The 25,973-nt window shown below is 67.7% G+C and carries 21 protein-coding genes; 17 read left to right on the forward strand and 4 right to left on the reverse strand.

What is annotated here, in order from left to right:
- The 5 genes from KA248_05415 to KA248_05435 all read left to right on the forward strand — a co-directional run.
- Positions 1–2,518, forward strand: a 2,518-nt coding sequence (locus KA248_05415) for a DUF2341 domain-containing protein (protein MBP7829335.1), incomplete at its 5' end; no start/stop codon positions are given.
- An 11-nt stretch (positions 2,519–2,529) separates the two neighbouring features.
- The gene (locus tag KA248_05420; GenBank protein MBP7829336.1) at positions 2,530–3,639 is read left to right on the forward strand and encodes a hypothetical protein; all 1,110 of its coding nucleotides are present in this window, start codon (positions 2,530–2,532) and stop codon (positions 3,637–3,639) included.
- A 22-nt stretch (positions 3,640–3,661) separates the two neighbouring features.
- Positions 3,662–4,450 carry a hypothetical protein gene (locus KA248_05425; protein ID MBP7829337.1) on the forward strand — a complete coding sequence of 263 codons (789 nt, stop codon included), beginning with the start codon at positions 3,662–3,664 and terminating at the stop codon, positions 4,448–4,450.
- 169 nt (positions 4,451–4,619) lie between these two features.
- Positions 4,620–4,934 carry a hypothetical protein gene (locus tag KA248_05430; GenBank protein ID MBP7829338.1) on the forward strand — a complete coding sequence of 105 codons (315 nt, stop codon included), beginning with the start codon at positions 4,620–4,622 and terminating at the stop codon, positions 4,932–4,934.
- Between the two features lies 1 nt (position 4,935).
- Positions 4,936–6,834, forward strand: a complete 1,899-nt coding sequence (locus KA248_05435; protein MBP7829339.1) for a sodium/solute symporter — start codon at positions 4,936–4,938, stop codon at positions 6,832–6,834.
- Positions 6,835–6,912: 78 nt separating this feature from the next.
- Here the strand turns inward: KA248_05435 and KA248_05440 are convergent, their stop codons facing one another.
- Complete coding sequence (locus KA248_05440) at positions 6,913–8,322, reverse strand: undecaprenyl-phosphate glucose phosphotransferase (protein MBP7829340.1); 1,410 nt, start codon at positions 8,320–8,322, stop codon at positions 6,913–6,915.
- A 68-nt stretch (positions 8,323–8,390) separates the two neighbouring features.
- Here KA248_05440 and KA248_05445 point away from each other — a divergent pair, with 68 nt between their 5' ends.
- From KA248_05445 to KA248_05475, 7 genes are all read left to right on the forward strand, one after another.
- A complete protein-coding gene (locus KA248_05445; protein MBP7829341.1) occupies positions 8,391–8,933 on the forward strand; it encodes a DJ-1/PfpI family protein in 543 nt (180 codons plus the stop codon).
- 117 nt (positions 8,934–9,050) lie between these two features.
- Positions 9,051–9,329 (forward strand): HU family DNA-binding protein, encoded by a 279-nt coding sequence (locus tag KA248_05450; protein ID MBP7829342.1) that lies wholly within the window; start codon positions 9,051–9,053, stop codon positions 9,327–9,329.
- Positions 9,330–9,486: 157 nt separating this feature from the next.
- Positions 9,487–10,677, forward strand: coding sequence for a knotted carbamoyltransferase YgeW (gene ygeW, locus KA248_05455; protein MBP7829343.1), 1,191 nt, complete (start codon positions 9,487–9,489; stop codon positions 10,675–10,677).
- 9 nt (positions 10,678–10,686) lie between these two features.
- Positions 10,687–11,631, forward strand: a complete 945-nt coding sequence (gene arcC, locus KA248_05460) for a carbamate kinase (protein ID MBP7829344.1) — start codon at positions 10,687–10,689, stop codon at positions 11,629–11,631.
- 13 nt (positions 11,632–11,644) lie between these two features.
- Positions 11,645–12,916 carry a threonine synthase gene (gene thrC, locus KA248_05465; GenBank protein ID MBP7829345.1) on the forward strand — a complete coding sequence of 424 codons (1,272 nt, stop codon included), beginning with the start codon at positions 11,645–11,647 and terminating at the stop codon, positions 12,914–12,916.
- A 100-nt stretch (positions 12,917–13,016) separates the two neighbouring features.
- Positions 13,017–13,439 (forward strand): pyridoxamine 5'-phosphate oxidase family protein, encoded by a 423-nt coding sequence (locus KA248_05470; GenBank protein MBP7829346.1) that lies wholly within the window; start codon positions 13,017–13,019, stop codon positions 13,437–13,439.
- Positions 13,436–15,100 carry a hypothetical protein gene (locus KA248_05475; protein ID MBP7829347.1) on the forward strand — a complete coding sequence of 555 codons (1,665 nt, stop codon included), beginning with the start codon at positions 13,436–13,438 and terminating at the stop codon, positions 15,098–15,100. Before KA248_05470 ends, KA248_05475 begins: the two co-directional genes overlap by 4 nt.
- A 330-nt stretch (positions 15,101–15,430) precedes the next feature.
- On the opposite strand, the gene KA248_05480 is transcribed toward KA248_05475, so the two are convergent.
- Together KA248_05480 and hcp are read right to left on the reverse strand one after the other, a co-directional pair.
- Positions 15,431–16,213: a 4Fe-4S binding protein gene (locus KA248_05480; protein ID MBP7829348.1), complete on the reverse strand. Its 783-nt coding sequence runs from the start codon at positions 16,211–16,213 to the stop codon at positions 15,431–15,433.
- A 4-nt stretch (positions 16,214–16,217) separates the two neighbouring features.
- Complete coding sequence (gene hcp, locus KA248_05485) at positions 16,218–17,870, reverse strand: hydroxylamine reductase (GenBank protein MBP7829349.1); 1,653 nt, start codon at positions 17,868–17,870, stop codon at positions 16,218–16,220.
- Between the two features lie 172 nt (positions 17,871–18,042).
- Between hcp and KA248_05490 the strand changes: the two genes are divergently transcribed.
- The 5 genes from KA248_05490 to KA248_05510 all read left to right on the forward strand — a co-directional run bounded on the left by KA248_05490 (position 18,043) and on the right by KA248_05510 (position 22,455).
- A complete protein-coding gene (locus KA248_05490; protein MBP7829350.1) occupies positions 18,043–18,909 on the forward strand; it encodes a hypothetical protein in 867 nt (288 codons plus the stop codon).
- Position 18,910: 1 nt separating this feature from the next.
- Positions 18,911–19,927, forward strand: a complete 1,017-nt coding sequence (gene dctP, locus KA248_05495) for a TRAP transporter substrate-binding protein DctP (protein ID MBP7829351.1) — start codon at positions 18,911–18,913, stop codon at positions 19,925–19,927.
- Positions 19,917–20,426, forward strand: a complete 510-nt coding sequence (locus tag KA248_05500; GenBank protein ID MBP7829352.1) for a TRAP transporter small permease — start codon at positions 19,917–19,919, stop codon at positions 20,424–20,426. The genes dctP and KA248_05500 overlap by 11 nt, the downstream gene beginning before the upstream one ends.
- The gene (locus tag KA248_05505) at positions 20,423–21,688 is read left to right on the forward strand and encodes a TRAP transporter large permease subunit (GenBank protein MBP7829353.1); all 1,266 of its coding nucleotides are present in this window, start codon (positions 20,423–20,425) and stop codon (positions 21,686–21,688) included. Before KA248_05500 ends, KA248_05505 begins: the two co-directional genes overlap by 4 nt.
- 122 nt (positions 21,689–21,810) lie before the next feature.
- Complete coding sequence (locus tag KA248_05510) at positions 21,811–22,455, forward strand: Crp/Fnr family transcriptional regulator (GenBank protein ID MBP7829354.1); 645 nt, start codon at positions 21,811–21,813, stop codon at positions 22,453–22,455.
- Between the two features lie 206 nt (positions 22,456–22,661).
- Here the strand turns inward: KA248_05510 and KA248_05515 are convergent, their stop codons facing one another.
- Complete coding sequence (locus tag KA248_05515) at positions 22,662–25,820, reverse strand: tetratricopeptide repeat protein (protein ID MBP7829355.1); 3,159 nt, start codon at positions 25,818–25,820, stop codon at positions 22,662–22,664.
- Positions 25,821–25,973: the final 153 nt, after the last annotated feature.

Raw genomic sequence — 25,973 nt, forward strand, 5'->3', positions numbered from 1 at the left:
GGGGGCGTACCTGGGGAACAGCGCGTTCTACGCGGGGCTGATGGACGAGGTGCGGCTGTCGCGGGGGCTGCGGAGCGACGCGTGGCTGCAGGCGACGTACGCGCAGCAGGCGGCGCCGGGGGCGTTCCTGACGGTGGGCGCGGAAGAGGCGGGGAGCGTGCCGGGCTACGCGCATCGGCGTGCGCTGACGATCAACAGCGCGCTGGTCGGCGAGGACCTGGCGGACTTCCCGGTGCTGGTGAATTTGACGGAGGAGTGGCTGGCGGACGGGGTGTCGAACGCGGACGGGTCGGACCTGCTGTTCACGCTGGCGGACGGGACGGAGCTGGCGCGGGAGATCGAGCTGTTTGAGCAGCCTTCGGGCCGGCTGGTGGCGTGGGTGAAGGCGCCGCTGGTGAGCGCGGGCGCGGACACGACGATCTACGTGCAGTACGGGAACGCGACGCCGCCGGCGCCGGCGTACCCGGCCAGCGCGGTGTGGGACGACGGGTTCATGATGGTGCAGCACCTGGAGGAGGCGTCGGGGGACGTGCTGGACTCGACGGCGCACGGGAACGACGGGGTGGTGATGGGGGCGCAGCGGACGGGCTGGGGCTCGGCGAACGGGGGCTACGCGTTCGACGGGAAGGACGACAAGATCGAGGTGGCGAACGACCCGACGATCCAGCTGAACACGGGCGACTTCACGGTGGAGGGGTGGTTTGCGCGCAAGGCGCTGCCGGCGGACACGATCTTCACGATCACGGTGGCGAACGCCGGGCCGGACCCGGCGCTGAACGTGGCGGTGGAGGACGTGCTGGCCCCGAGCTTCACGCTGGTGCGGGCGCTGGCGACGCAGGGGTCGTACAGCGAGCCGACGTGGGCGGTGGGCGACCTGGGCGTGGGCGAGAGCGCGACGTTGGAGCTGGCGGTGGCGCTGAACGGGCTGGAGATGGGGACGAACGTGGCGGAGGTCTCGGCGTGCGACTCGTCGGATCCGGACTCGACGCCGGGGAACCACGTCGTGGGCGAGGATGACCAGGCGTCGGCGATCGGGCTGGTGTCGGTGCCGGGCGGGAAGCCGGGGCAGCCGGACTTCTCGATCCAGGGGGTGGTGTTCGACCCGCCGGTGCTGACGGCGGATATCGATTTCACGGCGACGGTGACGGTGGCGAACAACGGGGCGGTGGCGGGGAACGCGCGCCGGCTGAACGTATGGTCGCACCGGGACGCGGCGCCGGAACCGGGAGACGCCGGCGAGGCGACGGACATCGTGGGTCTGCTGGGGGTGGGGGAGACGAAGCAGTTCACGTTCACGGGGCTGCGGACGCCGGCGGCGAACGGGACGTACAAGTTCCGGGCGTTCGTGGACGCGGACGGAGACGTGGCGGAGGCGAGCGAGGGGAACAACCAGAAGGCGGTTTCCTATTCGTTCTCGGCCGGCTCGGTATCGAAGCCGGACTTCTCGGTGCAGACGGTGGTGTTCGACCCGCCGGTGCTGACGGCGGACATCAGCTTCACGGCGGTGGTGACGGTGGCGAACAACAGCTCGGTGGCGGGGGACGCGGGGGCGCTGAACGTGTGGGCGCACAAGGCGACGACGCCGGTGCCGGGCGAGGCGGGCGACGAGACGCAGGCGGCGGGGGTGCTGGGGGTGGGCGAGACGAGGCAGTTCACGTTCACGAACCTGCGGACGCCGGCGGCGAACGGCTCGTACAAGTTCCGGGCGTTCGTGGACGCGGACGATGCCGTCGCGGAGAACAGCGAGGGGAACAACCAGAAGGCGGTGAGCTACTCGTACACGGGCGGGTACGTGGCGAAGCCGGACTTCTCGGTGCAGAGCGTGGCCTTCGATCCGCCGGTACTGACGGCGGACATCAGCTTCACGGCGGTGGTGACGGTGGCGAACAACAGCTCGGTGGCGGGGGACGCGGGGGCGCTGAACGTGTGGGCGCACAAGGCGACGACGCCGGTGCCGGGCGAGGCGGGCGACGAGACGCAGGCGGCGGGCGTGCTGGGGGTGGGCGAGACGAAGCAGTTCACGTTCACGAACCTGCGGACGCCGGCGGCGAACGGGACGTACAAGTTCCGCGCGTTCGTGGACGCGGACGGGGCCGTGGCGGAAGCCAGCGAGGGGAACAACCAGAAGTCGGTGACGTACTCGATCGGCTCGGGCGGGTACGTGGCGAAGCCGGACTTCCTGATCACGGGGATCAGCTTCAGCCCGCCGGAACCGGTGGCGGGCGGGACGTTCGCGGCGTACGTGACGGTGAAGAACCAGGCGGCGGTGGCCTCGGACGCGGGATATCTGGACGTATGGGTGAGCAAGAGCACGTCGGCGGTGGTGGGGGAGACGGGGGACGCGTGGCAGGCGGTCGGGGACCTGGCGGGCGGCGAGAGCCGTCAGTTGGTGTTCAGCGGCCTGCCGGCGCCGACGAACGGGACGCGGCACGTGTTCCGCGGGTTCGTGGACAGCCGCGGCAGCGTGGCCGAGTCCAGCGAAGGCAACAACCAATCCACCAAGTCGTACACGTACTGAAAAGGGCCGTCATGATTGCGCCTCGCCGCCGGTCTTTCTTCCGTGGCGGGGCGCTTTCTTTTCTCGTGTTGTGCATCGCCGGCGTCCCGTGGTCGGGATGCCGGCGCGCGGAACCTCCGCCGCAGGAACCGCCTCCCGCCCAGCCGGCGGCCGCGGAGCAGCCGGCTCCGATCTTACCCGGCCCCGCGACCGCGCCATCGCCAGCCGGCCTTCCGCCACCCGACCGCCCCATCCGGGAAAGGGAATCTGTTACTACGGCGGCGGGTGAACCGGCAAAGACCCCGGCGCCGTCAGCGGACCCTTCCTCCACTTCGGCCCCTCCGGAAGAGGCGCTCGGCTACGATCCAGCCATCAGCCCCACCGCGCGGGCCAAGGCCCTGGCGGACGAGGGCACGCCGGCGGCCTACCTGGAACTCATACGCCTGATCAACAACCTGCCCGACGGGCTGGAACGTCGGGAAGCCCTGGTCGCCGCCACCCGGATCGAGAACCCGGCGACGACGGCCCTGCTGTTCGAAACCGTGCGGGTCTCGGGCGACCCGGAGCTGGTTCAGTCGGCGCAAATGAGCCTGGGCAGCATGACCAACGAGGGCGTGGTCTGGTTGACCGTGGCGCTGTACCGCGGCACCGAGGATCCCGCGCAGCAGGACCGGTTGCTGGGCGTCCTGCGCCAGGGTCGTCAGTCCTCGCACGTGGCGGCACTGGTTTCTGTGGCAGAGCAGCTCGCGGGAGACCCCACCGACCCGCTCGTTATGGCCGCCTTGAACACCCTGGGGCTCATCGGCACGCAGGAATCCATCACGTACCTGGCCGAGATGGTCAATGCGGCGAGCCGGACCGGGCAGGATCCCACCCTGCCGGCGGCCGCCCTGGGGCGCGTGGTGGCGCCGGAAGCCCTGCCGACGCTGACCGCCCTGGCCGAGGGCCATTCGCCGGGCACCTCCCCGGAGGCGCGGATCGCGGCCACCCGTGCACTGGGGCATTTTCCCCTGGACAGCGTGGAGGCGACGCTGTCCGCCATCGCGCAGAACGCCACGGATCCCTTGCTGATCAATGCCGCCCAGGAAGCCATGAACCTTGCGATGGGCCAGGTCCCGTCGGATTTCTCGGGCACGCCCTGACCGGAGACGGGAAGGAAGAGTCATGAAAAAACGGATGATGGCCGCCCTGTTCTGGCTGGCCGCCGCCGGGGCGGGCGCCCAGGTGCCGGCCCGGATTCATTACCAGGGCCGCCTGGTCCACGGCACCAATCTCTTCAACGGCACCGTGCCGATCGCCCTGCAACTTTATTCCAACGCCTCGCCGGTGGCCGGAGAGGCCGTCCTGTTCGGCAGCACCAATGCCTCCGTGTCCGTCGTGGACGGGTTGTACTCCACCGTCCTGGAGAGCGATCCGCCCGCCGCCGCGCTGCTGGACGCGCTCGCCCGGCCCGGAGTTTACCTTCAGGTTTCCGTGGACGGCACCGCCCTGCTTCCCCGCGAGCCGGTCGCCGCCGCCGGCTATGCCCTGCTCGCGGAAGGCCTCGGCCGCACCACGGTCCTGAACCGGACCCAGACGGCGTTCCACATCGGGACCAACGGCCTCTACGGCCAGGCCCCCGCGTTCACCCCCGCTTTCGGCACGGAAGGTCTTTTTCTGGAAAGCGCCCTGCCCTACGGAGAAAGCGCGGGCCTGTTCATCAGCGACGTCACCATCGCCCTATGGACGGCGGGATACTATCTGCTAAGCATTTACGACGAGGATGATTTCTCCGGCGGACCGGTGACCCCCAAGCTGCGACTCGACAGCGACGGCAACCTGTACCTGGCCGGCCGGCTGTACGAGACCAACCAGTTCACCGGCGTGGCCCGCGACGAATCGGATTTGAGCCGCCGTGTCGCGGACCTCGAGGCCCGCGTCGCGGAGCTGGAGCACCTCCTCGCCCCCCGCTGATCGCGTCGGCGGCTTCGTCCCCATCCGATTGCTTTCTGCCCAAATCCGCGCGTAGGGATGGCGGTCGCTCGGGCATTCCCTGCGCACGCCGCTGTCTTTGCGGATTTGGGTTCCGGTCGCGCTATTGACAGGTCCTCTCATTTCCCCGATGATGACGCAGGCGTTTGACATGAATGCGAGTAAGCTGCAAATTCCACTGACCGCGGCCGGGGTGTTGGCCTTTGTCTATTTCTTTCCCCGCGCCGTGATCCGCTGGCTGGGCGAGTCGAGCCCGTGGACCCCGTACCTGTACCTGTACGGGCTGGGCCTGGTGACGTTCCTGATCGGCCTGCGGATCATCCTGAAATCTCGGGCCTGCCAGCCCGGCCGGGGGCGGGACTCGTTCTGGCTCGGGGTCCTGCTCGCGGGCTACGCCCTGGTCGCGGGGCTCCATGCCGCCTGGATCCTGGCCGCGCTGTACATCCCCTTCAAGGGAGGGGGCTGACGTGCATCACGGCTTCGGCATAGACATCTCCACGCACGCGACCTGGATCGTGGGCGTCGTGGCCTTCACCTACTTCATCCTGATCACGGCGTTCGGGACGTACTTCTCGAAGTTCAGCAAGAACCTGAACGACTACTTCTACAGCGGCCAGCGGTTCGCGTGGTGGCTGGCGGCGGCGAGCATGGTGGCCACGGGAATCGGGTCTTACAGCTACCTGAAGTATTCCGAGCAGGGCTACAACACCGGCATGAGCAGCACGATGACGTACATGAACGATTGGTTCATCGTGCCCTTCTTCATGTTCGGCTGGCTCCCGATCATTTACTTCGCGCGCGTGCGCTCGATCCCGGAGTACTTCGAGCGGCGCTTCAACCGCACGGCGCGCTACATCGCGGTCGTGATCATCCTCGCCTACATGTTCTTCTACATCGGCTACAACCTCTTCACCATGGGCGTGGCCATCGAGGGGATGTTCGGCATCCGGCAGATCTGGTCCGTGCCGGTGATCGCCCTGTTCCTGGGCCTCTACGTCACGTTCGGCGGGCAGACCGCCGTGATCTTCACCGACCTGCTCCAGGGCATCATGCTGTACGTCGCCGGGGGCCTGGCGATCGTCGCGGGCCTGTGGGCCCTCGGGGGCGTCGGCGAGTTCTGGGGCTGGCTGCCCGTCTCCCACCGGCTGCCGTTCGTGGACCTGCTCGCGGACCCGAAGTACAACGCCTCCGGCCTGTTCTGGGGCGAGGCGCTCGCGGGCAGCATCGCCTTCACGTTCATGAACCAGGGCTTCATCATGCGCTACCTGACCATCCGTAGCGTGCACGAGGGCCGGAAGGCGGCGCTCTTCAACGTCCTGGTCACGCTCCCCCTCTCCGCCGTCGTCGTCGGGGCCGTGGGCTGGCTCGCCCGCGCCCTCGTCACCAAGCAGGCGGCGACGGGCGGAGCCCTCGCGGGCATCGAGCCGATCCACATCGACAAGGCCGCCCATACCTTCATCATCGTCTGCTGGGAAACCCTGAAGCGCAACTCGTGGCTGTTCGGCTTCGTCGTGGCCGCCCTGACCGCCGCGCTGATGTCCACCATCGACACCCTCATCAACGCCTGCGCCGCGATCGGCATCTACGACATCTACAAGCCGCTCGTGAAGCCGAATGCCGACGACAAGCACTACCTCAAGGCCGCGCGCTGGGCCTCGGCCTTCGCCACGGCCCTGGGCCTGCTGCTCGTGATCTGGTTCAACAAGCAGTCCGGCAGCCTGATGGCCATCCATTACAAGGGCATCATGCTGATCATCCCGCCGATCGTGACGACCATCTTCCTCGGCGCTTTCTGGAAGCGGTTCAACGCGCTGGCGGCGTGCGTCTCCATGCTCGTCGGCATCGTCTTCATCATGGCCACCAACTGGTGGCCCGGCCTGGTGAAGCCGCTGGCGTGGTTCGTCGTCGGCAACGCCTCGGACATCTACATGCCCGCCCTGTTCGGCATGCTCGTCACCGCCGTCGTGGGCGTCGTCCTCACCCTCCTGACCGCGCCCGACACGCGCAAGGACATCACCGGCCTGACGGTGGAGACGCTGGACGAGGCGATGGAGCTGTACAAGGGCGGCAAGCCCAATCCCATCCCGGGCCGGCCGGTCAAGCGCCTGCCCGTCCGCCTCGACGAGTCCATCCCGTTCCAGCAGGTCGCCGTGTCCCCCGCGGCCATGGAGCGCATGAAGGCCCGGGAAGGCGACCTCGTCTACCTGACCGATGCCCGCGGCTGGCTGGGCGGCCTGCGCTCGCAGCACGTGAAGTTCGCGGCGGCCCACGCGCTCGCGGACAACGTGGTGCTGATGTCCAAGGCCACGCAGGACGACGCCTTCCTCCTCGACGGCCGGCCCGTGACGCTGGACAAAATTTTCTGATGCGGGAACCGCCGCGAGGGCGCGGCGCCTCCAGCGCTGGAGGTGGGGCGCCCTCGCCCCGCGGGGCATCACGACGGCTCAATACGCGTTTTTCCGCGCGGCGAAGGTCTTGAGGAGGATCTTGAAGTCCAGCGCCAGCGACCAGTTCTCCAGGTAGAACAGGTCGTACTGGATGCGGTCCTGGATGCTGGTATTGCCGCGGAGCCCGTTCACCTGCGCCCAGCCGGTCAGGCCGGGCTTGTGCACGTGGCGCCACATGTAGCGCCCCACGTCCTCCTTGAACTGTTCGACGAACATGGGCCGCTCCGGCCGGGGCCCCACGAGGCTCATGTCGCCCTTCAACACGTTCCAGAACTGCGGCAGCTCGTCGAGGTTCCATCGCCGCAGGAAGGCCCCGACTTCCGTCCGCCGGGGGTCGTCCTCGCGCGTCCACACCGGGCCGGTCTCCTCCTCGGCGTCCACGCGCATGGTGCGGAGCTTGTAGAGGGTGAAGCACCGGCCGCCCTCGCCGCAGCGGTCCTGGCGGTAGAAGACGGGGCCGGGCGACGTGCGCCGGATGGCGACCGCCGCCACGGCCAGGATCGGGGCGGACAGCACCAGCCCCACGGCGCTGCCCGCGACGTCCGCCAGGCGCTTGAGGGCCCGGTTCCAGAAGTAGTCGAGCGGCCACTTGCGCACGCTCAACAGCGGCACGTCGCCCACGTGCTGGACCTGGACGCGGCTGGTGAGCACGGCGAAGAGGTCGGGCACGAGCTGGAAATGCACCAGCCCCCGCTCGCAATGCAGGATGATCTCCGTCATGCGCCGGTGCGAAAGCGACGTGTCGGCCAGGATCACCTGGTCCACCTCGCCACGCTCGATAAACTTCTCGAGATCCTCCACCCCGCCCAGGATCAGGTCCGGCGGGATGGCCGGGTCCGGCGGCGCGTCGCCTGTCGTCAGGAACCCGGTCACGCGGCACCGCAGGCGCGGCTCGCGCTTGAGGGCCTGCTTGAGCCGGGAGGCCACTTCGTCCGTCCCGATTACGAGCACGCGGTTGATCTCGTCTCGGTGGCGCGCCCAGTGCAGTTCCAGACGGAACAGGAGGTAGCGCTCGACGAGCACGAGGAAGGTCGCCGTGAAGAAGGCCAGCACGGTCACGGCGCGGGAAAACGGCGGTTCGGTGCGGATGATGAACGCCAAGGCCGTGGCCAGCAGGATAGCCCACCCGCTCGCCCGGACGAGCCGGGGGATCTTGTCCTCGAACCGCCCGGATTGCGGCCGCCGGTACAGCTCCAGGGAGCGGAAAATGAACAGGCACAGAAGCGTGGCCACCCCGCCCCCGTAGAAATACATCCGCCGCGGCGGCATGCCCTCCCCGATCAGCGGAATCCAGCCGCTGTCGAATCGGATCCAGACCGCCAGGAGGAAGCCGGCGAAAAAAGCCAGGGCATCGGCCGCCCCCGCCAGGAGACTGCAACCGACGTCAAATGTGTCGCGGGCTCGCATGGGTCCGATGGTTTATGGTTACGACTAATTCATTATTGGATATCATAATGAGAGGAAGGAGAAAAGCCATGACCAAGGTGCTGATTCCGCTGGCGGAGGGCTGCGAGGAGATGGAGGCCGTGATCCTGATCGACATCCTTCGGCGCGCCGGCTGGGAGGTCACGGCCGCCGGCATGGAGCCGGGTCCCGTCCGGTGCTCCCGCGGCGTCGTCCTGGTGCCCGATGCCGCCTGGGATGAAATACGGTCCGAAACGTTCGACCTGCTCGTCATTCCCGGCGGGGGGCCGGGCACCCAGCGCCTAGCCCGGGACGAGCGCGTGCTGGCCGCCGCAAAAGCGTTTCACGCCGCGGGGAAACGGATCGCCGCGGTCTGCGCCGGGCCGCTGGTGCTGCAGCAGGCAGGACTCCTGGACGGGCGGCAGGCAACCTGCCATCCCGACGTGGCGCCGCGGCTCACCCGCGCGCGGCATGTAAACCAGCCGGTGGTCGTGGACGGAGTGATCACGACCAGCCGCGCGGCGGGGACCTGCTTCGCCCTGGCCCTGGAGCTGATCCGCCAGGTGGACGGCGAGTCCAAGGTCGCGGCGGTCCGGACCGGACTGGCGATGTAAAGGGAAATTAATCTGCGAATAATCGAAAAAAACGCTTGTTTTCCACACAAAGCGGTACACAATGCACCGCGAATATGTGGGGACGGTAGAACAACAACATCAACAGAGGAGATCGAAATGGCACTGACGAAATCGGCGATCCAGGCGGCGTTGGCGGCGAAGACGGGTCTGGCGAAGAAGCAGGTCGGCGCGTTCTTTGAAGAGCTGGCGAAGCTGGCGTACAAGGAAGCGAAGAACTCGTTCACGATTCCCGGCATCGGGAAACTCGTGCTGGTCAACCGCGCCGCGCGCATCGGCCGCAACCCGGCCACGGGCGAGCAGATCCAGATCCCGGCCAAGAAGGTCGTGAAGTTCCGCGTCGCCAAGGCGGCGAAGGTCGCGATTCTCGGCAAGTAACATCCGCCGATAACGGATCGTGCAGGAAGAGATGGCGGCCCCGCCGCCATCTCTTCTGCTTTTGAGGAGGGCTTGAACTCGCGCCCCGTTCTGCTAGCATGAACCACCGCATGAAACAGCCCGGGGGCACGGCCCCCCGCGCGGAAAGGGAGAACCCATGAGCGATGTATCCAAGCAAATCGAGATCCTCCGACGCCTGAACGCCAGCCTTTACGGGAAGGACTTCCTCCTGACCTGGGACAAGTCCGTCGCCGAACTGGAGCTGATCATGGCCGTCGCGGAAGCCCTGCGCGGCCTGTACCGCCAGAACCTCTCCGCCCGCTGCTTCGACTCGGGCCTGGCCGTCTCCCTCTTCCGCGACCAGTCCACGCGCACGCGCTTCTCCTTCGCCTCCGCCTCCAACCTGCTCGGCCTGACCGTGCAGGACCTGGACGAGGGCAAGTCCCAGATCGCCCACGGCGAGACCGTGCGCGAAACCGCCAACATGATCTCCTTCCTCACCGAGGTCATCGGCATCCGCGACGACATGTTCCTCGGCGCCGGCCACACCTACATGCTCGAGGTGGCGGCGGCGCTGGACGACGGCTTCAAGAACGGCGTGCTGCACCAGCGCCCGGCCATCGTCAACCTTCAGTGCGACGTGGACCACCCCACCCAGGCCATGGCGGACCTGATGTGGCTCAAGGAGTACTTCGGCTCGCTGGAGAGCCTGCGCGGCCGCAAGATCGCGATGACCTGGGCCTACTCGCCCAGCTACGGCAAGCCGCTCTCCGTGCCGCAGGGCATCATCGGCCTGATGACCCGCTTCGGCATGCACGTGTCGCTGGCCCATCCCGAGGGCTATGACCTGATCCCGGAGGTCGTGGACCTGGCGCGCAAGAACGCGGAGGCCACGGGCGGAACCTTCACCACGGGAGCCTCGATGGACGAGGCCTTCCGCGAAGCGGACATCGTCTATCCGAAATCCTGGGCCCCCTACCGCGTCATGGGCCGCCGCACGGAACTCCTGCGCGCCAACGACCGGGACGGCCTCAAGCAGCTTGAGAAGGAGTGCCTGGCCAACAACGCGCGGTTCACCGACTGGGAGTGCACGGAGCAGAAGATGAAGGGCACGAAGAACGGTGCGGCGCTCTACATGCACTGCCTGCCGGCCGACATCTCCGGCGTGTCCTGCAAGCAGGGCGAGGTGCAGGACAGCGTCTTCGACCGCTACCGCATCCAAACCTACAAGGAGGCCGGCTGGAAACCGTTTGCCATCGCCGCCATGATGCTGACCTCGCGATTCAAGGATCCGGCGGATGTTCTGGAGAAACTGGCGAAAGGCAACCGACTTCGCCTCATCGCGTAGGAATTCGCCATGTCCAAGCCCCTGGTCGTCATCGCCATCGGCGGGAACTCGCTGATCAAGGACGCCAAGCACATGACGGTGCTGGACCAGTACCTTGCCGCCGGCGAGACCAGCCACCACATCGCCGCGCTGGTCAACGAGGGCTACAGGGTGGTCATCACGCACGGGAACGGGCCGCAGGTCGGCTTCATCCTGATGCGCTCGGAGATCGCGCGGACCCAGCTCCATCAGGTCCCGCTCGAAAGCTGCGTGGCGGACACGCAGGGCGCCATCGGCTACCAGGTGGAGCAGACGCTGATGAACGAGCTCCGGCGGCAGGGGCTCCAACAATCCATCGTGGCGGTGGTCACCCAGGTGGTCGTGGACAAGGACGACCCCGCCTTCAAGAATCCGACCAAGCCGATCGGCCCGTTCTTCACGAAGGAGGACGCGCTGCTGCACCAGGACAAGGACGGATGGGCGGTCAAGGAAGACGCCGGCCGCGGCTGGCGCCGGGTGGTCCCCTCGCCGAAGCCCCTGGAGATTGTCGAAGAGGATGTCATCCGCACGCTGCTGAACCACGACGTGCTCGTGGTGGCGGTCGGCGGCGGGGGCATCCCCGTCGTCCGGCTTCCGAACGGAGACCTGCAGGGCTGCGCGGCGGTAATCGACAAGGACGCGGCCTCCAGCCTCCTGGCGCGCCACCTGAAGGCCGACCTTTTCGTCATCTCCACCGGCGTGGACCAGGTGGCCCTCGACTACGGCAAGCCCACGCAACGCTTCCTCGACCGCATCACCGTGGCCCAGGCGAAGCAGTACCTGCGGGAGGGGCAGTTCCCCGCCGGCAGCATGGGACCGAAGATCGAGGCCGCCATCGCCTACCTTGAAAACGGCGGCAAGGAAGTCATCATTACGCAGCCGCATCTTCTCGAAGACGCCATCCACGGCAAAACCGGCACGCGAATCGTGCCCTGATCGGAGGGAGCCCATGTTCTTCACCGGGTTCGAGTGCGTGGCCTGCGCCGCGCGGCAGGCGGCCGATTTCCGCGGATTCACCTGCCCGGCCTGCGGCGGGAACCTGAACATCACCTACGACTACGACGGGCTCAAGAACCGCGTCGGCAAGGAGCGGCTGGTCACGTTCGGCCGGCCCGACCTGTTCCGCTACGCGCCCCTGCTGCCGCTCGACCGGCCCGGCCTGGCCTCGCCGCTGCGCGTCGGCTGGACCCCGCTTTACCCCGCGCCGCGCCTCGGCGCGCCCCTCGGCTTGAAGCACCTGTACCTGAAGGACGACGGTCTTAATCCCAGCGCCTCGTTCAAGGATCGCGCCGGCGCGGTCGCCCTGGTCCGGGCGCGCGAGACCGGCGCCAAGGTCATCGCGGGCGCGAGCACGGGCAACGCGGGCAGTTCCATGGCCTGCCTTTCGGCCAGCGTCGGCATGCCGTGCGTCATCTTCGTCCCGGAGAAGGCCCCGCCGGCCAAGATCGCCCAGTTGCTGGTCTTCGGCGCGCGCGTGCTGGCCGTCCGCGGCACCTACGATGACGCGTTCGATCTCTGCATGAAGGTCTGCGCCGAGCGCGGCTGGTTCAACCGGAACACCGGTCATAACCCCTTCACGCGCGAAGGCAAGAAGACGTGCAGCTTCGAGATCTGCGAGCAGCTCGGCTGGCACGCCCCGGATCGCGTCGTCGTGGCCACCGGCGACGGGAACATCATCAGCGGGATATGGAAGGGCATGAAGGACCTGTACGCCGTCGGCCTGATCGACCGCCTGCCGAAGATCGACTGCGCCCAATCCGAGAAGAGCGACGCCGTCACGCGGGCCGTGGAAAAGGTGCGGGCGGACCACCCCGGCGGGACGGCCGGCGTGGACTGGCGCCACGTCACGGTGGAGCCGGTCAAGGCCACGACCCTGGCCGATTCCATCAGCGTGGACGCGCCGCGGGACGGCCTGGCCGCGGTGCGGGCCGTGGTGGAGTCGGGCGGCGAAGCCTGCACGGTGCCGGACGAGGAGATCCTCGCTGCGATCCCGGACCTCGCGCGCGGCGCCGGCGTGTTCGCCGAGCCCGCCGCCGCCTGCGCCTGGGCGGTCACCCGGAAGCTGGCCCAGACGGGCCGCCTCCGCGCCGAGGAAAAGGTCGTGTGCCTCATCACGGGGAACGGCTTGAAAGACGCCGGGGCCGCGCGCAAGGCCGCCGGCGAACCGACGCGGATCCAGCCCACCGTGGAAGCCGCCCTCGCCGCGCTCGCCGATCTGTAAGTGCGGGCGCGCAGGCCCGACCTCCCGTCCGCCGCGCCGTGGCCGCTTACGGCTGGAAAGAAGTCCCCGCCTCTGGCAAAGTGCAGAGAGGAGAACCGTTATGAACCGGCAGCAGATCCTGGAGTTCCTGAACAAAACGCAGACCTGTCACCTGGCGACCGTGGAGGACGGGGAGCCGCGCGTGCGGGGGATGATGATGTACCGGGCGGACGAATCCGGCATCCTCTTCCACACGGGCACGGGCAAGGACCTGTACCGGCAGATCCAGGCCCAGCCGGCCGTCGAGCTCTGCTTCAACGACCTGGCGGCCGGAATCCAGGTGCGGGTTCGAGGGCGCGCGCGGGTCGTCGGGGACCGGGCGCTCAAGGAAGAGATCGTCGCCGCCCGCGATTTCATGAAGCCCTGGATCGAGAAGTACGGCTACGACCTGCTCGGCGTCTTCCGCGTGACCGAATGCCGGGCCACGGTGTGGACCTTCGCGACCAATTTCGTACCCAAGGAGTTCGTCGCGCTGACGCCATGACCGCCGCCCCTCCCGAGGCCGCCCGGCTGACCCTGCTGGGCGTGGACTACCTCCACGTCAAGACCGCGGACGGCGGCGACCTGTACCTGACGCCCCACGGGGTGCCTTTCCGGGAACACCTGCGGCCCGAGAACTGGTACGACACGTCCTGGTTTGAACAGAACCGCGAGAAACTGATCGGCACCGGAACGGTCTATCGCGTGCGGACCCGGCCGCAGCGGGGCTTCTCCAAGGAACTGGTGGTCAAGTGGTGCCGCGTCGGCGAGGAGGTGCCGATGGACACCTTCACGTTGAGCAAGTTCGTCGAGGCGGAATTCAACAGCCCGTACGAGGAGTTCTCGCTGGTCATGGAGATGCGGGCCCGCACCGCGCAGGGCATCGTGCGCACGCACAAGCCGCTGGGCATTTACGTCCCGGCAAAGAAACTGAAACTGTGGCAGACCGGACGGTCGCTCTCCCGCATGGAGCAGAAAAAGGCCAAGAACCGCGACGTCGAACTGGACGTCTTCCGCCAGTACATCCTGATCTACGAGTGGATCAAGGGCGTCAGCGCGTCGGAGGCCTTTGACCGGCTCCTGCCCGATCCCCGGGAGCGGCGGCAGGAGCTGATTGCCTTCACCGACCGCGTCGCGGAGGATCTGCACCGCAAGGGCTTTCGGGTGCTGGATTCCAAGCCCGAGCACTTCATTGTCCGGCCGCGGCCCGAAGGCGGCATCCTACGTTCCCGCGACGGGACCATCCCCTATGCCCTGGTGGATTTCGAGTTGCTCGAACGGACGCCGGAGCGGGAGCAGGAAGTCACGGCCTCTCGCCGCGCCGCGTACCTTCAGCATCAAAAGGACCGCTTTGCGGGATCGGGGGACAAGGACTTTCCGACGCACCTGACGCCCTCGCGGGTGTTCGGCGTGGACTACGTGTACGGCCATTCCGAGAGCACCCAGGGACAGTTGTGGGTGGTCGGGCGCGATCCTTCGCTGTTCGACTACTTTCTCCCCGAGCGCTGGCGGCGCACGCCGCGCCGCGCGCTGTCCAAGACCGGGCAGACCCACTACACGCGCACAAAGGACTTGATCCACCTGGTCTGGAAAGTGTCCCGGGTGGGCGAGCGGCCGGATCCGGAAGCCTCCTCGGAAGCGCGGGTCCGCATAGCGGAACACGGATACAACAGTCCGTTCGAGGAATTCGCTATGGCGCTGGAACTGGGGCGGCGGGGAGTAGCCACGGTGTATCCCCGCGCCATCTACATGACCGGCCAGGAAGCGGCGCCCGAGGCCTACACCCTGGACCCCAGCCGCTACGTGTCCCACCAGGGGCTCCGGACGCCCGAGGGGTTCCCGGTCCTGCGCACGGATCACAACTACATTACCGTGTGGGGATTCTGGAATGGATCGGACGAGTTACTGGCCTCCCGGGACACCGAGCACTGCCGGGGCATGGATTTGCTTCGGGCGCTGGAAGACGGCCTGATCGACGCGGAGGAATTCGCGGAGCTTCTCGACCGGGCGCGGGCCGAACTGACCCGGGCCGGCTTCGAAGACCTGAATCTCAAGGGGACGCACGTCATGCTCTCCCTGACCGCACAGGATCACCTGATCCGGCAGGAGGACGGCCAACTGGCTCTTCGGTTCTCCAATTTCAGTTTCATGCGAAAGAAGCCCTAGCCGCGGATCGGCCCCCTTCATCCGGATACCCCGCCCCCATGGCTAGGCCATACTTTGCAAAGTATGGCCTAGCGCAATCTATTACAAGTAGACCACAATATATTTCATTTCAATATGTTATGGCTTATTCCGCCGTCTTTTCTTCATCGTGTTTACCTAGGCCATACTTTGCGAAGTATGGCCTAGGGGGGGATGTCCATGAAGCACTCGGGGAAGGCATCCGCCCTTGGCCGGTTTGCCTCGCGGGAGCGCATGCCGGAACGCCCGCGTCCAGCATGGTTCCCGGCCTCGCTCGCTGGCAGGACAAGCCCGCGGCGTACAAGGATCTCGTTATGCCCGAACGTCTCCATTCAAAGCTATCGTGACCTCCTCCACGACCAGGTCCCGGCGCCCGGAGGCCTGCGCCGCCGCGCGCACCAGGGCCGTCAGTCCCCCGCAGCAAGGAACCTCCATGCGCACCACGATCACCCGCGGCAGAGTCGGCTCGGACAGGATGGCCGCCAGCTTTTCCATGTAGCCATCGGTCCGATCCAGCTTGGGACAGCCGACGACCACCGAACGGCCGCGCAGGAACCGCCAATGGACGTCGGCGGAGGCCAGGGGCGCGCACGTGCTCATGACGACCAGTTCCTTGCCCTTGAAATACGGCGCGCCCGGCGGCACCAGGTGAATCTGGATCGGCCATTGGCGCAACTCGGAAGTCTGGACGCGAGGCGGCAGTCCGGCCCGGCCCGCGGGCACGGGCTCGGCCGGCCCGGTCCCTGAAAACTCGCGCACGGCCATGCCGGGACATCCTCCCGCCCGCGGAATTCCCGCGACGCCGCCGTGCCGACTCGCCGCCTCGTCAAAGGCACGAACCGCCGCCGCCCCGCCCGTCCGCGCCACGTGCTCCCGGGCCGCCGCCGGATCGTAGTCGGGCGCGTCGACTTCGATGATGTTCAGCGCGCGGGTGGGACATTCCCCCACGCAGTCGCCGAACCCGTCGCAGTACTGCTCCCGGACCAGCTTCGCCTTGCCGGCCACGATCTGCAGCGCGCCTTCGGCGCAGGCCGTCACGCATTCCCCGCAGCCGTTGCAAAGGTTTTCGTCGATCGTAATGATTTTACGCTTCATGGCTTCAGGCCGCGGAGCCCAGCGCCGCGGCCAGGTCCTTCTCGACCGACCCGACAGGCTGGATGTTGAACTTCTCCACCAGCACCTTGACCACCGGGGGCGTCAGGAAGGCCGGCAGGCTAGGTCCGATCCGTATATTCCGAATGCCGAGATGCAGCAGGGTCAGTAGGATGCACACCGCCTTCTGCTCGTACCACGACAGGATCAGCGAGAGCGGCAAATCATTGACCCCGCACCCAAAGGCCCCGGCCAGCGCCGAGGCGATCTTGATGGCCGAGTAGGCGTCGTTGCATTGCCCGACGTCCAGGAGGCGCGGCAGGCCCGCCACGGTCCCGAAATCGAGCTTGTTGAAGCGGTACTTGCCGCACGCCAGGGTCAGGATCACGCAATCCTGCGGCACGGCCTGCGCGAACTCGGTGTAGTAGTCCCGGCCCGGCTTCGCGCCGTCACATCCCCCGATCAGGAAGAAATGGCGGATATCGCCTTTCTTCACCGCCTCGATGACCTGGCCGGCCACCCCGAGCACCGCGTGGTGCCCGAAGCCGACCAGGATCGTCTTCTCCGGTTCGTCCGCCATGAACCCGGGCGCCGCCAGGGCCGCCTCGATGACCGGCTTGAAGTCCCGATTCGCGATGTGCCGAACCCCCGGCCAGGCCACCAGGCCGCTCGTGAAAATCCGGCCCGTGTAGCTCTCCTTGGGTTTCTGGATGCAGTTCGTGGTCATGAGGATGGCGCCGGGGAACGCATCGAATTCCTTGCGCTGGTCCTGCCAGGCGCCCCCGTAGTTGCCGGCCAGGTGTTTGTACTTCTTCAATCCCGGATAGCCGTGGGCCGGCAACATCTCGCCGTGCGTGTAAATGTTGATCCCGGCCCCCTCGGTCTGCTTCAGCAACTCTTCCAAGTCCTTGAGATCGTGGCCGGAAACCAGGATAGCCTTGCCCTGGACCGGCGTGATCCGCACCGGCGTCGGCACGGGGTGCCCGTACGCGCCCGTATTGGCGCTGTCCAGCAGGCCCATGACGGCCAGGTTCACCTCGCCGCAGCGCAGATTCATGGCGAGCAATTGGTCCACCGTGGGCGCCGGCTGCGTGAGGAAATCCAAGGCCTCGTGCATGAACGCGTACACGGCCTCGTCTTCCTTGCCGAGGATCAACGCGTGGTCGGCATACGCCGCCGTGCCCTTCAGCCCGTACATCAGCAACTCCTGCAGGCCGGTAATGTCCGGCCCCAGGTTCGCCATCCGGCCCTCCACGGACACTTGCTCCCCCTGCCGGATCAGCTCGTCCAGGTCGGCGGCCGGGCGCCAGGCGGCCGGGCCGGAGAGGTTCTCCACTGGCGCGCCCCGGTCCGCGCAGGCCTTCTCGTACAGCGCCCTGGCCTTCTCCCGGAGCGCCGCGGCCCGGCGCAGCAGAACCTCGATGCGCCTCGGGTCAAAATTCACGTTGGTCACCGTCGTGAACAGGGACTCCAGCGCAAAGACATCCACGTCGTGATCCCGGCCGCCCAGTTGCCGGGCGCGATGGGCATACTGGCTGATCCCCTTCTGGGCGTGGATCAGCAGATCCAACAAGGCGGCGGTATCCGGATCCTTGCCGCATACCCCGAACGCCGTGCATCCCGTACCCTTGGCCGTCTGCTCGCATTGATAGCAAAACATGTCTGCTTCTCCCTTTGATTGACCTTTTTACGCCCCCACTATAACCCCGCCGCGCCGACGGAATCTTGATCCAGGTCAAGAATCGGCCTTTTTCCGTCCGCGCCGTTCCGGGCCCCTCCGCGGGTCCCGTTTCGCCTTGCGGGCCCGGGGGGATGCGCTATGGTATTCCTCCATGAGCAAGCTCGCGATTCCCCTCCTGCTGACGGCGGCGGCGCTCGGCCAGGGCTGCGCGATGGTCCGCGGCGGGGTCGGCCGGGCCCTGGCGCCCATGGCGAAGGATCTGGCCGCCTCGCTCCAGAGGCAGTCCGATGTCGAGCTGGTCCGGGAGGGGGCCCCGGCCTATATCCTGCTGCTGGACGGCCTGGCGCAATCCGGCAACCCCCAACCTGAAATGCTGATCGCCGCCGCCGAGGCCAATACGGCCTACGCGATGGCGTTTTTGGACCAGACGGATCGCGCCCGGGCCCGGGCTTTCCACGCCCGGGCCCGCGACTACGGATTGGACGTGCTGCGCCGCAACCGGACGTTCCGCGCCGCGGAGCGCGCGCCGCTCATGGACTACGAGGCCGCTGTTCATACCTTCCGCAAGCGTGATGTGTCCGCCCTGTTCACCACCGGCACCGCCTGGATCAACTGGATCCTGGCCAGTTCCGATTCCGTGGAGGCCCTGGCCCAGTTGGGCCGCGCGGTCGCCCTGATGCAGCGAGTCCTGGAACTCGAACCGGATTACCGGCAGGGCAGCGCCCACCTCTTCTTCGGCCTCTACTACGCGGTCCAGCCGCTCGGGGCCGGGCGCGACATGGAAAAGGCGCAGCGGCATTTCCAGCGCGTGTTCGAACTGGCGGGCCCGGACTACCTGCTGGCCCGCGTAACCTATGCCGAGTACTACGCCCGCTACCGGTTCGACCGGGAATTGTTCGAAAATACCCTCCGGGACGTGTTGGCCCCGCGGGAGGATCCGCCCGATTACCGCCTGATGAATGCCGTCGCGCGCCTGCGGGCCCAAGCCCTGCTGGATCGCGTGGAGGAGTTTTTCTGACATGAACATCCGCGCCCCGCTCCTGACGATACTCGCCGCAGGCCTGGCCGTTTCCGCCATGGCCCAGCCCAAGGTCACGCTCAAATTCGCGACGCTCGCGCCCGAAGGCAGCGCCTGGATGCAGGCCTTCGACAAGGCCCGGCAGGACGTGCTGGAGGCCACCGGCGGCGAAGTGGCCCTCAAGGTCTTCCCCGCCGGCGTGCTGGGCGAGGAAAAGGACGTGCTGTTCAAGATCAAGGTGGGCCAGGTGGACGGCGGCGCCTTCATCGGATTCGGCATCGGCCGGATCTGCCCCGACGCCCGCGCGCTGATGTTCCCGCTGATCTTCAACACCTACGAGGAGGTGGACGCCGTTTTTGCCGCGCTCCTTCCTCACCTCGAAAAACAATGCCTGGGAAACGGCTATGTCGCCCTCGGCTGGACCGAGGTCGGGTTCAGCTACCTGTTCAGCACAAAACCCGTCCGGACGCTGGACGACCTGCGCGGGGCCAAGCCCTGGCTGACCCCCGGCGAGGAAATGCTTAGCGAGCTCTTCGCGGCCGGCCGCGTGAACGGCATCCCCGTAACCGTCGCCGACGTGCTCACGGCCCTGCAGACCGGCCTGATCCAAACGATTTACTCCCCTCCCCTCGCCGCCGTGGCCATGCAATGGCATACGCGCGTCCGCTGCCGGAACGACCTCCGCCTGGTCTACTCGTTCGGCGGCGTTTTCCTGGCCGAGCGCGCCTGGAAGAGCATCCCGGAGGCGCACCAGGAGCCCATCCGGGACATCTTCCGGCGGCGGACCCGCGAGCTCACCGAGCAAGTCCGGCGCAGCGACGTCGAGGCCCTGCGCGTGCTGGCCGGCCAGGGCATCGAGACGCTCACTTCGCCTCCGGCGGCCCTGCAGGAATTTCAATCGGTCGCCCGGGAAGGCATGAAGAAAGTCGAAGGGCGCCTCTTCTCCAGGGAGGCCGCCGACCAGGTCCGGCGCCGCCTGGAGGACTTCCGCGCCGGGGCGGAGGCGCATGCCCCGTAAGCTGGCGCACGCCTGGGAACGAGCCGGCGCCGCCATCGCCGCCGCCGAGACCGTCCTCCTGGCTGTCCTGGTCGCCGGCATGGTGCTGCTCGCCGCGGCGCAGATCCTCCTGCGCAACTTCATGCAGGCGGGCTTCCTGTGGGCCGACCCGCTGCTCGGCATGGGCCTCCTGTGGCTGACCATGCTCGGCGCGCTGGCGGCGACCGGCGCGCGACGCCATATCGTCATCGACCTGGTGGGCCACTTCGCCCCGCCGCGGCTCCGCCGGGCGATCGGCCGGCTGACCGCGCTGTTCGCCGCCGTGGTCTGCGGCTTCCTGGCCGTGGCCGCCGCGCGGTTCTGCCTGTTCCAGAAGGAAATGGAAACCAACGTCATCCTCCAGGTTCCGGTCTGGGTCTATTACCTGATCATCCCCGTCGCGTTCGGCCTGATGGCCCTTCGCTTCGCCCTCCAGGCCCTGGGCCCCGGCGATCGGCCTCCCCGGGAGACGCCGTCATGACCGGATGGATCATCGCCGCGGCGGCCCTGCTCGGCGCGCCCCTGTTCGCCATCTTCGGAGCGCTGGCGCTGGGGGCCTATCATTCGATTCAGCTCGACGCCTCCATCGTCATTTCCGAACTGGCCCGGCTGGCCACCATGCCGCTGCTGCGCGCCTTGCCGATGTTCGCGCTGGCCGGCTACGTCCTCGCGGCGAGCCGCGCCTCGGAACGCCTGCTGAACCTTTCGCGCGCCGCGTTCGGTTGGATGCCGGGCGGCCTGGCCCTGGTCAGCCTGATCGCCTGCACCCTGCTCACGGCCTTCACCGGGGCCTCGGGCGTGACCATCGTCGCCCTGGGCGGGCTCCTGCTGCCGGCCCTGCAATCCGAAGGATACGGCGAAAGATTCTCGCTGGGGCTGGTCACCAGCGGCGGGAACATGGGCGTGCTCTTCGCGCCCAGCCTGCCGCTGATCCTCTTCGCCGTGATCGCCAACCCCATCGCCTCCGAGGTCACCATCGACCGCCTTTTCCTGGCCGCGCTGTGGCCCGGGGTGATCACCCTGGCCGCGCTGGGCGCCTACGGGATGTTCGCGGGCCGGCGCGCGGGCGTCCCGCGCCAACCCTTCAGCGGACGCGCCCTGGTCCGGGCGCTGTGGGCCGCGCGATGGGAAGCCCCGCTGCCGGTGGTCGTGCTGGGCGGCATCTACAGCGGCAAGGTCGCGGTCAGCGAGGCCGCCGTCCTGACCGCCGCCTATACCCTGATCGTCGAAACCATCATCCAGCGCGAGGTGTCTCTCCAACGGCTGGCCGGGGTGATCCGCGACAGCACCATGCTCGTGGGCGGCGTCCTGGTGATCCTGGGGCTGGGCATGGCCATCACCAATTTCCTGGTGGACCAGGAAATGCCGTCGCGGCTGGTCGAGTGGGCCGGCCGGACCTTCCATCATCCCGTCTTCTTCCTCATGGCCCTTAACGTGTTCCTGCTCATCGTCGGCTGCCTGATGGACGTGTACACCGCGATCATCGTCTTCGTGCCCATGCTCATCCCGCTGGGGCTTCGGTTCGGGGTGAACCCGGTCCATCTCGGCGTCATCTTCCTGGCCAACCTGGCGATCGGCTACAGCACCCCGCCGGTCGGCATGAACCTGTTCATCGCGGCGATACGGTTCGAGAAGCCGCTGCTGAAGCTGGCCCTCGCCTCCCTGCCGTTCCTGGCCGTGCTGCTGGCGGTGCTCCTGCTGATCACCTACGTGCCCGCGTTGAGCCTGGGGCTTTTGAATTAGATGGCACGAACCATCAGAATGGGCTTGCGGCGTCGCGGGCGCTCCGCCCTCCAGGACGAACCGGCGGGTCATTTCATGGAGGGTCGAGCTCCCGCGAGACCGTCCTCCGGAAAGCCCGTCGCATGAACCCGCGCTTCCTCCTGGCCCAGACATCGCTGTTCGGGGCCCTGGCGGCCAGCCACCGCCGGGCGCTGGCGGAGGTCAGCCTGCCGGTCGAGGTGACGCGCCGGACGGTCCTGTTCGAAGAGGGCCGGAAGGGCGACGCCTTCTACGTGGCGGCCCGCGGCCGCGTGCAGTTGCACAAGACCGCGCCGGACGGCCGCGAGATCGTCATCAAGGTCGTCCAGCCGGGCGAGACGTTTGCCGAGGTGATCCTGTTCGAGGAGGCCCGCTATCCCGTGACCGCGGTCGCGCTGACCGACGCCTTGCTGCTGAAGATCCTGCGCCGCGACGTGCTGCGCCTGCTGGCGGACGCCGATTTCCGGGCCGACTTCATCGCCATGCTCATGCGGAAACAGCGTTACCTCGCCGAGCGCATCCGGCAACTGGCCACGGAGTCGGTGGAGGAGCGTTTCCTCCAGTTCCTGCGGGAGCAGTACGGCCCCTCGGAGCGCATCGAGCTCGCGATCCCGAGGAAGGCGCTGGCCGCGGCCATCGGGGCCACGCCCGAGACGCTTTCCCGGCTGCTGCGGCGGCTGCAGGCCGCCAAGACGCTGTCGTGCCGGGGCCGGAAACTGGCCTTCCGGCCGGGCTTCTGGAACAGGTAGCGCCGGCTTTAAATCAATTCACGTTTGATGCTGCGCGATTCCTACCCACCCCCGCCCCCTCCGAAGGAGGGGAGAAATCCATTCATGATGAAGGACTTTTCCCCCTCCCGGGAGGGGCGGCCCGCCTGCGGGCCGGGGCGGGTGGAGGCCGCGCAGTTTCATTCGGAATGCGGGAGTACGCCATCCTGGCCGGAACCGACCCGGCCCTACCCTTCGCTGCTGGTGCCGCGGAGACGAGCCATCAGGCGCCGGAGCTGCTCGAAGGCGTCGGCGCTCATTTCCGCCGCCCGGGCCGTCAGGGGTTCGGCCAGCTGCATGGCCTCGGTCACCATCCCGCGCCGCTCGTAAACCTCCGCCATGTGCAGGATCATGTGGGGATGGGTCGGCTGCAGCGCCAGCGCCCGCTGGAGCGCCTCCTGCGCCTCCTCGGGCTTCTGCATGTGGAGCAGCACCACGCCGATCGTGTCCCAGCTCGCCGCGTTCCGGGGATTCAGGTCCGCCGCCTCGCGGGCCAGTTTCAGGGATTCCTCGTGCCGGCCCCGCATCTGGAGGATCCAGGCAAGGTCGTTCAGCACGCTATCCGATCTTCGGCCGGCCAGGCTGGTGCGGAACGAGGTTTCCGCCATGTCGTACTGCCCGCGGGCATACTGGATCAGGCCCAGCATGTGGTTGCCCAGCGGGTTGCGGGAGTCGACGATCAGCAACTCGTCGACGCGCGCCTCCATTTCCGGACGCCGGCCTTCGCGCAGGTCCAGCTGAATGAGCGATTCCAGCGCGGGGACCGACCCTTTCTCGTAGCGCAGCAACTCCTCGAGGTAGGTCCGGGCCGTCGCGGGATCCCGCTGGAGCAGGGCGATCTGGGCCAGGGCCAGCCGGATGTTCGGCATCTGGCGGGAGGCTATTTGGAGGGCGGTTTTTGCGCGCTTCAGCAATTCCTCGTCGCCATCATCCATGGCCATGAACGCGAGAAGCATCCATGCCAGCGGGGGCGCCTTGTCCTGCTTGGCCAGGGTCAAGAGCTTGCCTTTCGCCTCGGCGGCGCGCCCCGCCAGGGCGTCCAGGAGCGCTTCCTCGGGCAGCAGGAGCTCGTCCGGGGCGTTGTTCTCCCTCGCCCGCTTCAGGAACCCGGCCGCGGCTTCAAAATCGTTCCGGCCCAGGGCCAGCCGGGCCATGCCCATCAAGGCCGGCACGCTTCCCGGATGCTCGGCCAGCACCGCCTCGAAGTGCGTCTCGCTCTGCTCGCCTTGCCGCTGCAGGGCGGCGATCTGGGCCAGGCCCAGCTCAATCTGCGCCCGGGGCGCGCCGGCGGCGGCAGCCTTCTGCAGCTCGGCGACGGCCAGGTCGGGCTTGCCGCTCATGGCCCAGGCCATGCCGCGCTTCGCAAAAACCTCGGGAGTGCGGACGGTGCCGAACGCGGAGGAAAGGGACCACAGGGGGGGGCGCCGCTTCATCCGGCGCGCGATCTTGTACAGGGCGCCTTCCAATTCCCCGGCCTCGGGAAGGCCTTCCCGCTGCGCCAGCGCCGCGCTGTTCAGCAGCGCGCTGATATTGTTGGTGCTCAATTCCAGCGAGGCCTGGTAGGCCGCGAACGCCTCCCGGGTCTTCCCCAGATCCTCCAGCAGCACGCCCGCGTTGTTGGCCAGCTTGCTCAAGTGCGCCAGGGACCAGTTGGCCCATGGCAACAGGACGGAATTCCCCTCCGCGACATCGACCTTGAGGGCCTGGCCATACGATTGCCAGAAAGCCGCCTGCGCCTGGAAGTACGCCTCCGCCTCGAGCTCCGCGATATCGGAGATCCCTTCATAGACCAGGCCGTCCGGCACGGGCGTCATGCCGGCCAGGGTCCAGACGTCCGGCGCCGCCAGGATGGCCACCTCGGAGGCGCCTCCGGCGGACTGGGCCAGCCACTCCTGCATCAGGGGCGACGAACCCACCAGCGCGAGGCTCTGGAGGCGCGGATCGTGGAACAGGGACGCCGTGTACCGCAAGTAGGCGCTCTGGCGCCCCCAGCCCAGGTTCAGCATCTTCAGCGGAATACCGCGCTCCCGCGCGGCAATTCGCAGCATGTCGTCCAGGAATCCGTTCGAGACGATCCAGCGGCGGCCGTCCAGGCGATCCACCACCTCGTCGGCCAGCCGCCGGACGGCCGCGCCGGCGCGGCCGTCGGCCTCGCGCACGTTCCGGAACGCGGCGGCGGCCAACAGCCCCAGGACCAGGGGCACCATGAGGAATCGCCCCAGGCGCCGCAGGATGGAGCGGTGCGAGGCGAACGAGCTGTACGGGGAAAAGTAGATCAGCCAGTACCCGCCCAGGTAGCCGAACCAGAGGGCCATCAGCACGTAGGGCGTCACCAGGAGGGGCCGGGCGCTGAACATCGCCCAGGGCGACACGCGGATGTTGAACAGGACCAGCAGGCCGACGAGGCTGAACAGCAGGTGGAGCAGATTGGAACTCCACACCGCGGTGCGCGTCATGGCCTTCTTCGGCAGGGCCACCACGAGGGCGGGGAACAGCATCGTCATGAAGATCAGCATCCAGCCGACCTGGGGCACGCTGTAACGGATGGCCAGGTACTGGTCCCGCCACATGAACCAGAGCACCTGGAAGATCGAGGTGAACGCGCGCCACTCGTAGGCCGGGTGCAGGCGGTATTCCGCCGCGGCGACGCCGTACATCAGCAATCCCGCCGCCCAGCAGCCGGCCATGCGCAGCACGGGCCCCCCGCGGAGCTGCCCCGCGCGCCACATCGCCACCAGCAGCCACAGCCCGAAGACCGGGGCCCACACGATGAAGGTCGCGAACTCGGTGATGCCGAGCCCGTACAGGAAGGCGAAGAGGTACATCAGCGCCGGGGTTTTATCGACGCTGAAGCGGAGCAGCACCCAGACGCCGAACAGCAGCAGGAACACGTCGAAGGCCGCCGGGTGCGCCCGCGTGGACACGAACCAGAACGGGGCCGAGAAGGCCAGCGCCAGGGCGGCGACCAGCCCGGAGAACGCCTGCGGCGCCGCGGGGGGCACCCGGGCCTCCCACTCCTCGGCGGTCCGATCGTGCCGGACCCGCGAGAGGAGGCTGTAGAGCAACCAGACCGAGCCGGCGCCGCAGAGGGCGCTGAAGAGATTCAGGCGGCGAAGCAACCCCGCGAACGGGAACAGCCCGAGAAACTTGACCACGCGGCCCCAGACGGGATTGGCCATGGGGGGAAACGGATCCAGCCCCGAGTGCATCGCCACCTGGTGCGCCGGGTCGCCCGGGAAGGCGCCCGGGCAGAGGGTCCAGAGATAGACCGCGAAGGACAGAACGAACAGCGCGGGTCCGAACCAGCGCGAGCCGCGCTCCAGCCATTTTTCGTGAAGATCTTGCATGGGCGGGAGGATAGAAAATGAGACGGCGGAAAGCAAGCCAAGCGGCGGGCCTGTCGGCCCGGGCGCACGGCCGGGACGGCCGTGTCACACGCGGAAAACACGACGCCCCGGGATGTCATCCCGGGGCGCGTGCGGTTTCGGTTATACCGATCG

It is taken from the genome of Kiritimatiellia bacterium, assembly GCA_018001225.1.
In the GTDB taxonomy this organism is placed as follows: Bacteria; Verrucomicrobiota; Kiritimatiellia; order CAIQIC01; family JAGNIJ01; genus JAGNIJ01.

Excerpts from the sequence above, each read along its gene's own strand:
- KA248_05420 (MBP7829336.1), top strand. The coding sequence starts at position 2,530 with ATGATTGCGCCTCGCCGCCGGTCTTTCTTCCGTGGCGGGGCGCTTTCT.
- KA248_05425 (MBP7829337.1), top strand. The coding sequence starts at position 3,662 with ATGAAAAAACGGATGATGGCCGCCCTGTTCTGGCTGGCCGCCGCCGGG.
- KA248_05430 (MBP7829338.1), top strand. The coding sequence starts at position 4,620 with ATGAATGCGAGTAAGCTGCAAATTCCACTGACCGCGGCCGGGGTGTTG.
- KA248_05440 (MBP7829340.1), bottom strand. The coding sequence starts at position 8,322 with ATGCGAGCCCGCGACACATTTGACGTCGGTTGCAGTCTCCTGGCGGGG.
- KA248_05445 (MBP7829341.1), top strand. The coding sequence starts at position 8,391 with ATGACCAAGGTGCTGATTCCGCTGGCGGAGGGCTGCGAGGAGATGGAG.
- KA248_05450 (MBP7829342.1), top strand. The coding sequence starts at position 9,051 with ATGGCACTGACGAAATCGGCGATCCAGGCGGCGTTGGCGGCGAAGACG.
- ygeW (MBP7829343.1), top strand. The coding sequence starts at position 9,487 with ATGAGCGATGTATCCAAGCAAATCGAGATCCTCCGACGCCTGAACGCC.
- arcC (MBP7829344.1), top strand. The coding sequence starts at position 10,687 with ATGTCCAAGCCCCTGGTCGTCATCGCCATCGGCGGGAACTCGCTGATC.
- thrC (MBP7829345.1), top strand. The coding sequence starts at position 11,645 with ATGTTCTTCACCGGGTTCGAGTGCGTGGCCTGCGCCGCGCGGCAGGCG.
- KA248_05470 (MBP7829346.1), top strand. The coding sequence starts at position 13,017 with ATGAACCGGCAGCAGATCCTGGAGTTCCTGAACAAAACGCAGACCTGT.
- KA248_05475 (MBP7829347.1), top strand. The coding sequence starts at position 13,436 with ATGACCGCCGCCCCTCCCGAGGCCGCCCGGCTGACCCTGCTGGGCGTG.
- KA248_05480 (MBP7829348.1), bottom strand. The coding sequence starts at position 16,213 with ATGAAGCGTAAAATCATTACGATCGACGAAAACCTTTGCAACGGCTGC.
- hcp (MBP7829349.1), bottom strand. The coding sequence starts at position 17,870 with ATGTTTTGCTATCAATGCGAGCAGACGGCCAAGGGTACGGGATGCACG.
- KA248_05490 (MBP7829350.1), top strand. The coding sequence starts at position 18,043 with ATGAGCAAGCTCGCGATTCCCCTCCTGCTGACGGCGGCGGCGCTCGGC.
- dctP (MBP7829351.1), top strand. The coding sequence starts at position 18,911 with ATGAACATCCGCGCCCCGCTCCTGACGATACTCGCCGCAGGCCTGGCC.
- KA248_05500 (MBP7829352.1), top strand. The coding sequence starts at position 19,917 with ATGCCCCGTAAGCTGGCGCACGCCTGGGAACGAGCCGGCGCCGCCATC.
- KA248_05505 (MBP7829353.1), top strand. The coding sequence starts at position 20,423 with ATGACCGGATGGATCATCGCCGCGGCGGCCCTGCTCGGCGCGCCCCTG.
- KA248_05510 (MBP7829354.1), top strand. The coding sequence starts at position 21,811 with ATGAACCCGCGCTTCCTCCTGGCCCAGACATCGCTGTTCGGGGCCCTG.
- KA248_05515 (MBP7829355.1), bottom strand. The coding sequence starts at position 25,820 with ATGCAAGATCTTCACGAAAAATGGCTGGAGCGCGGCTCGCGCTGGTTC.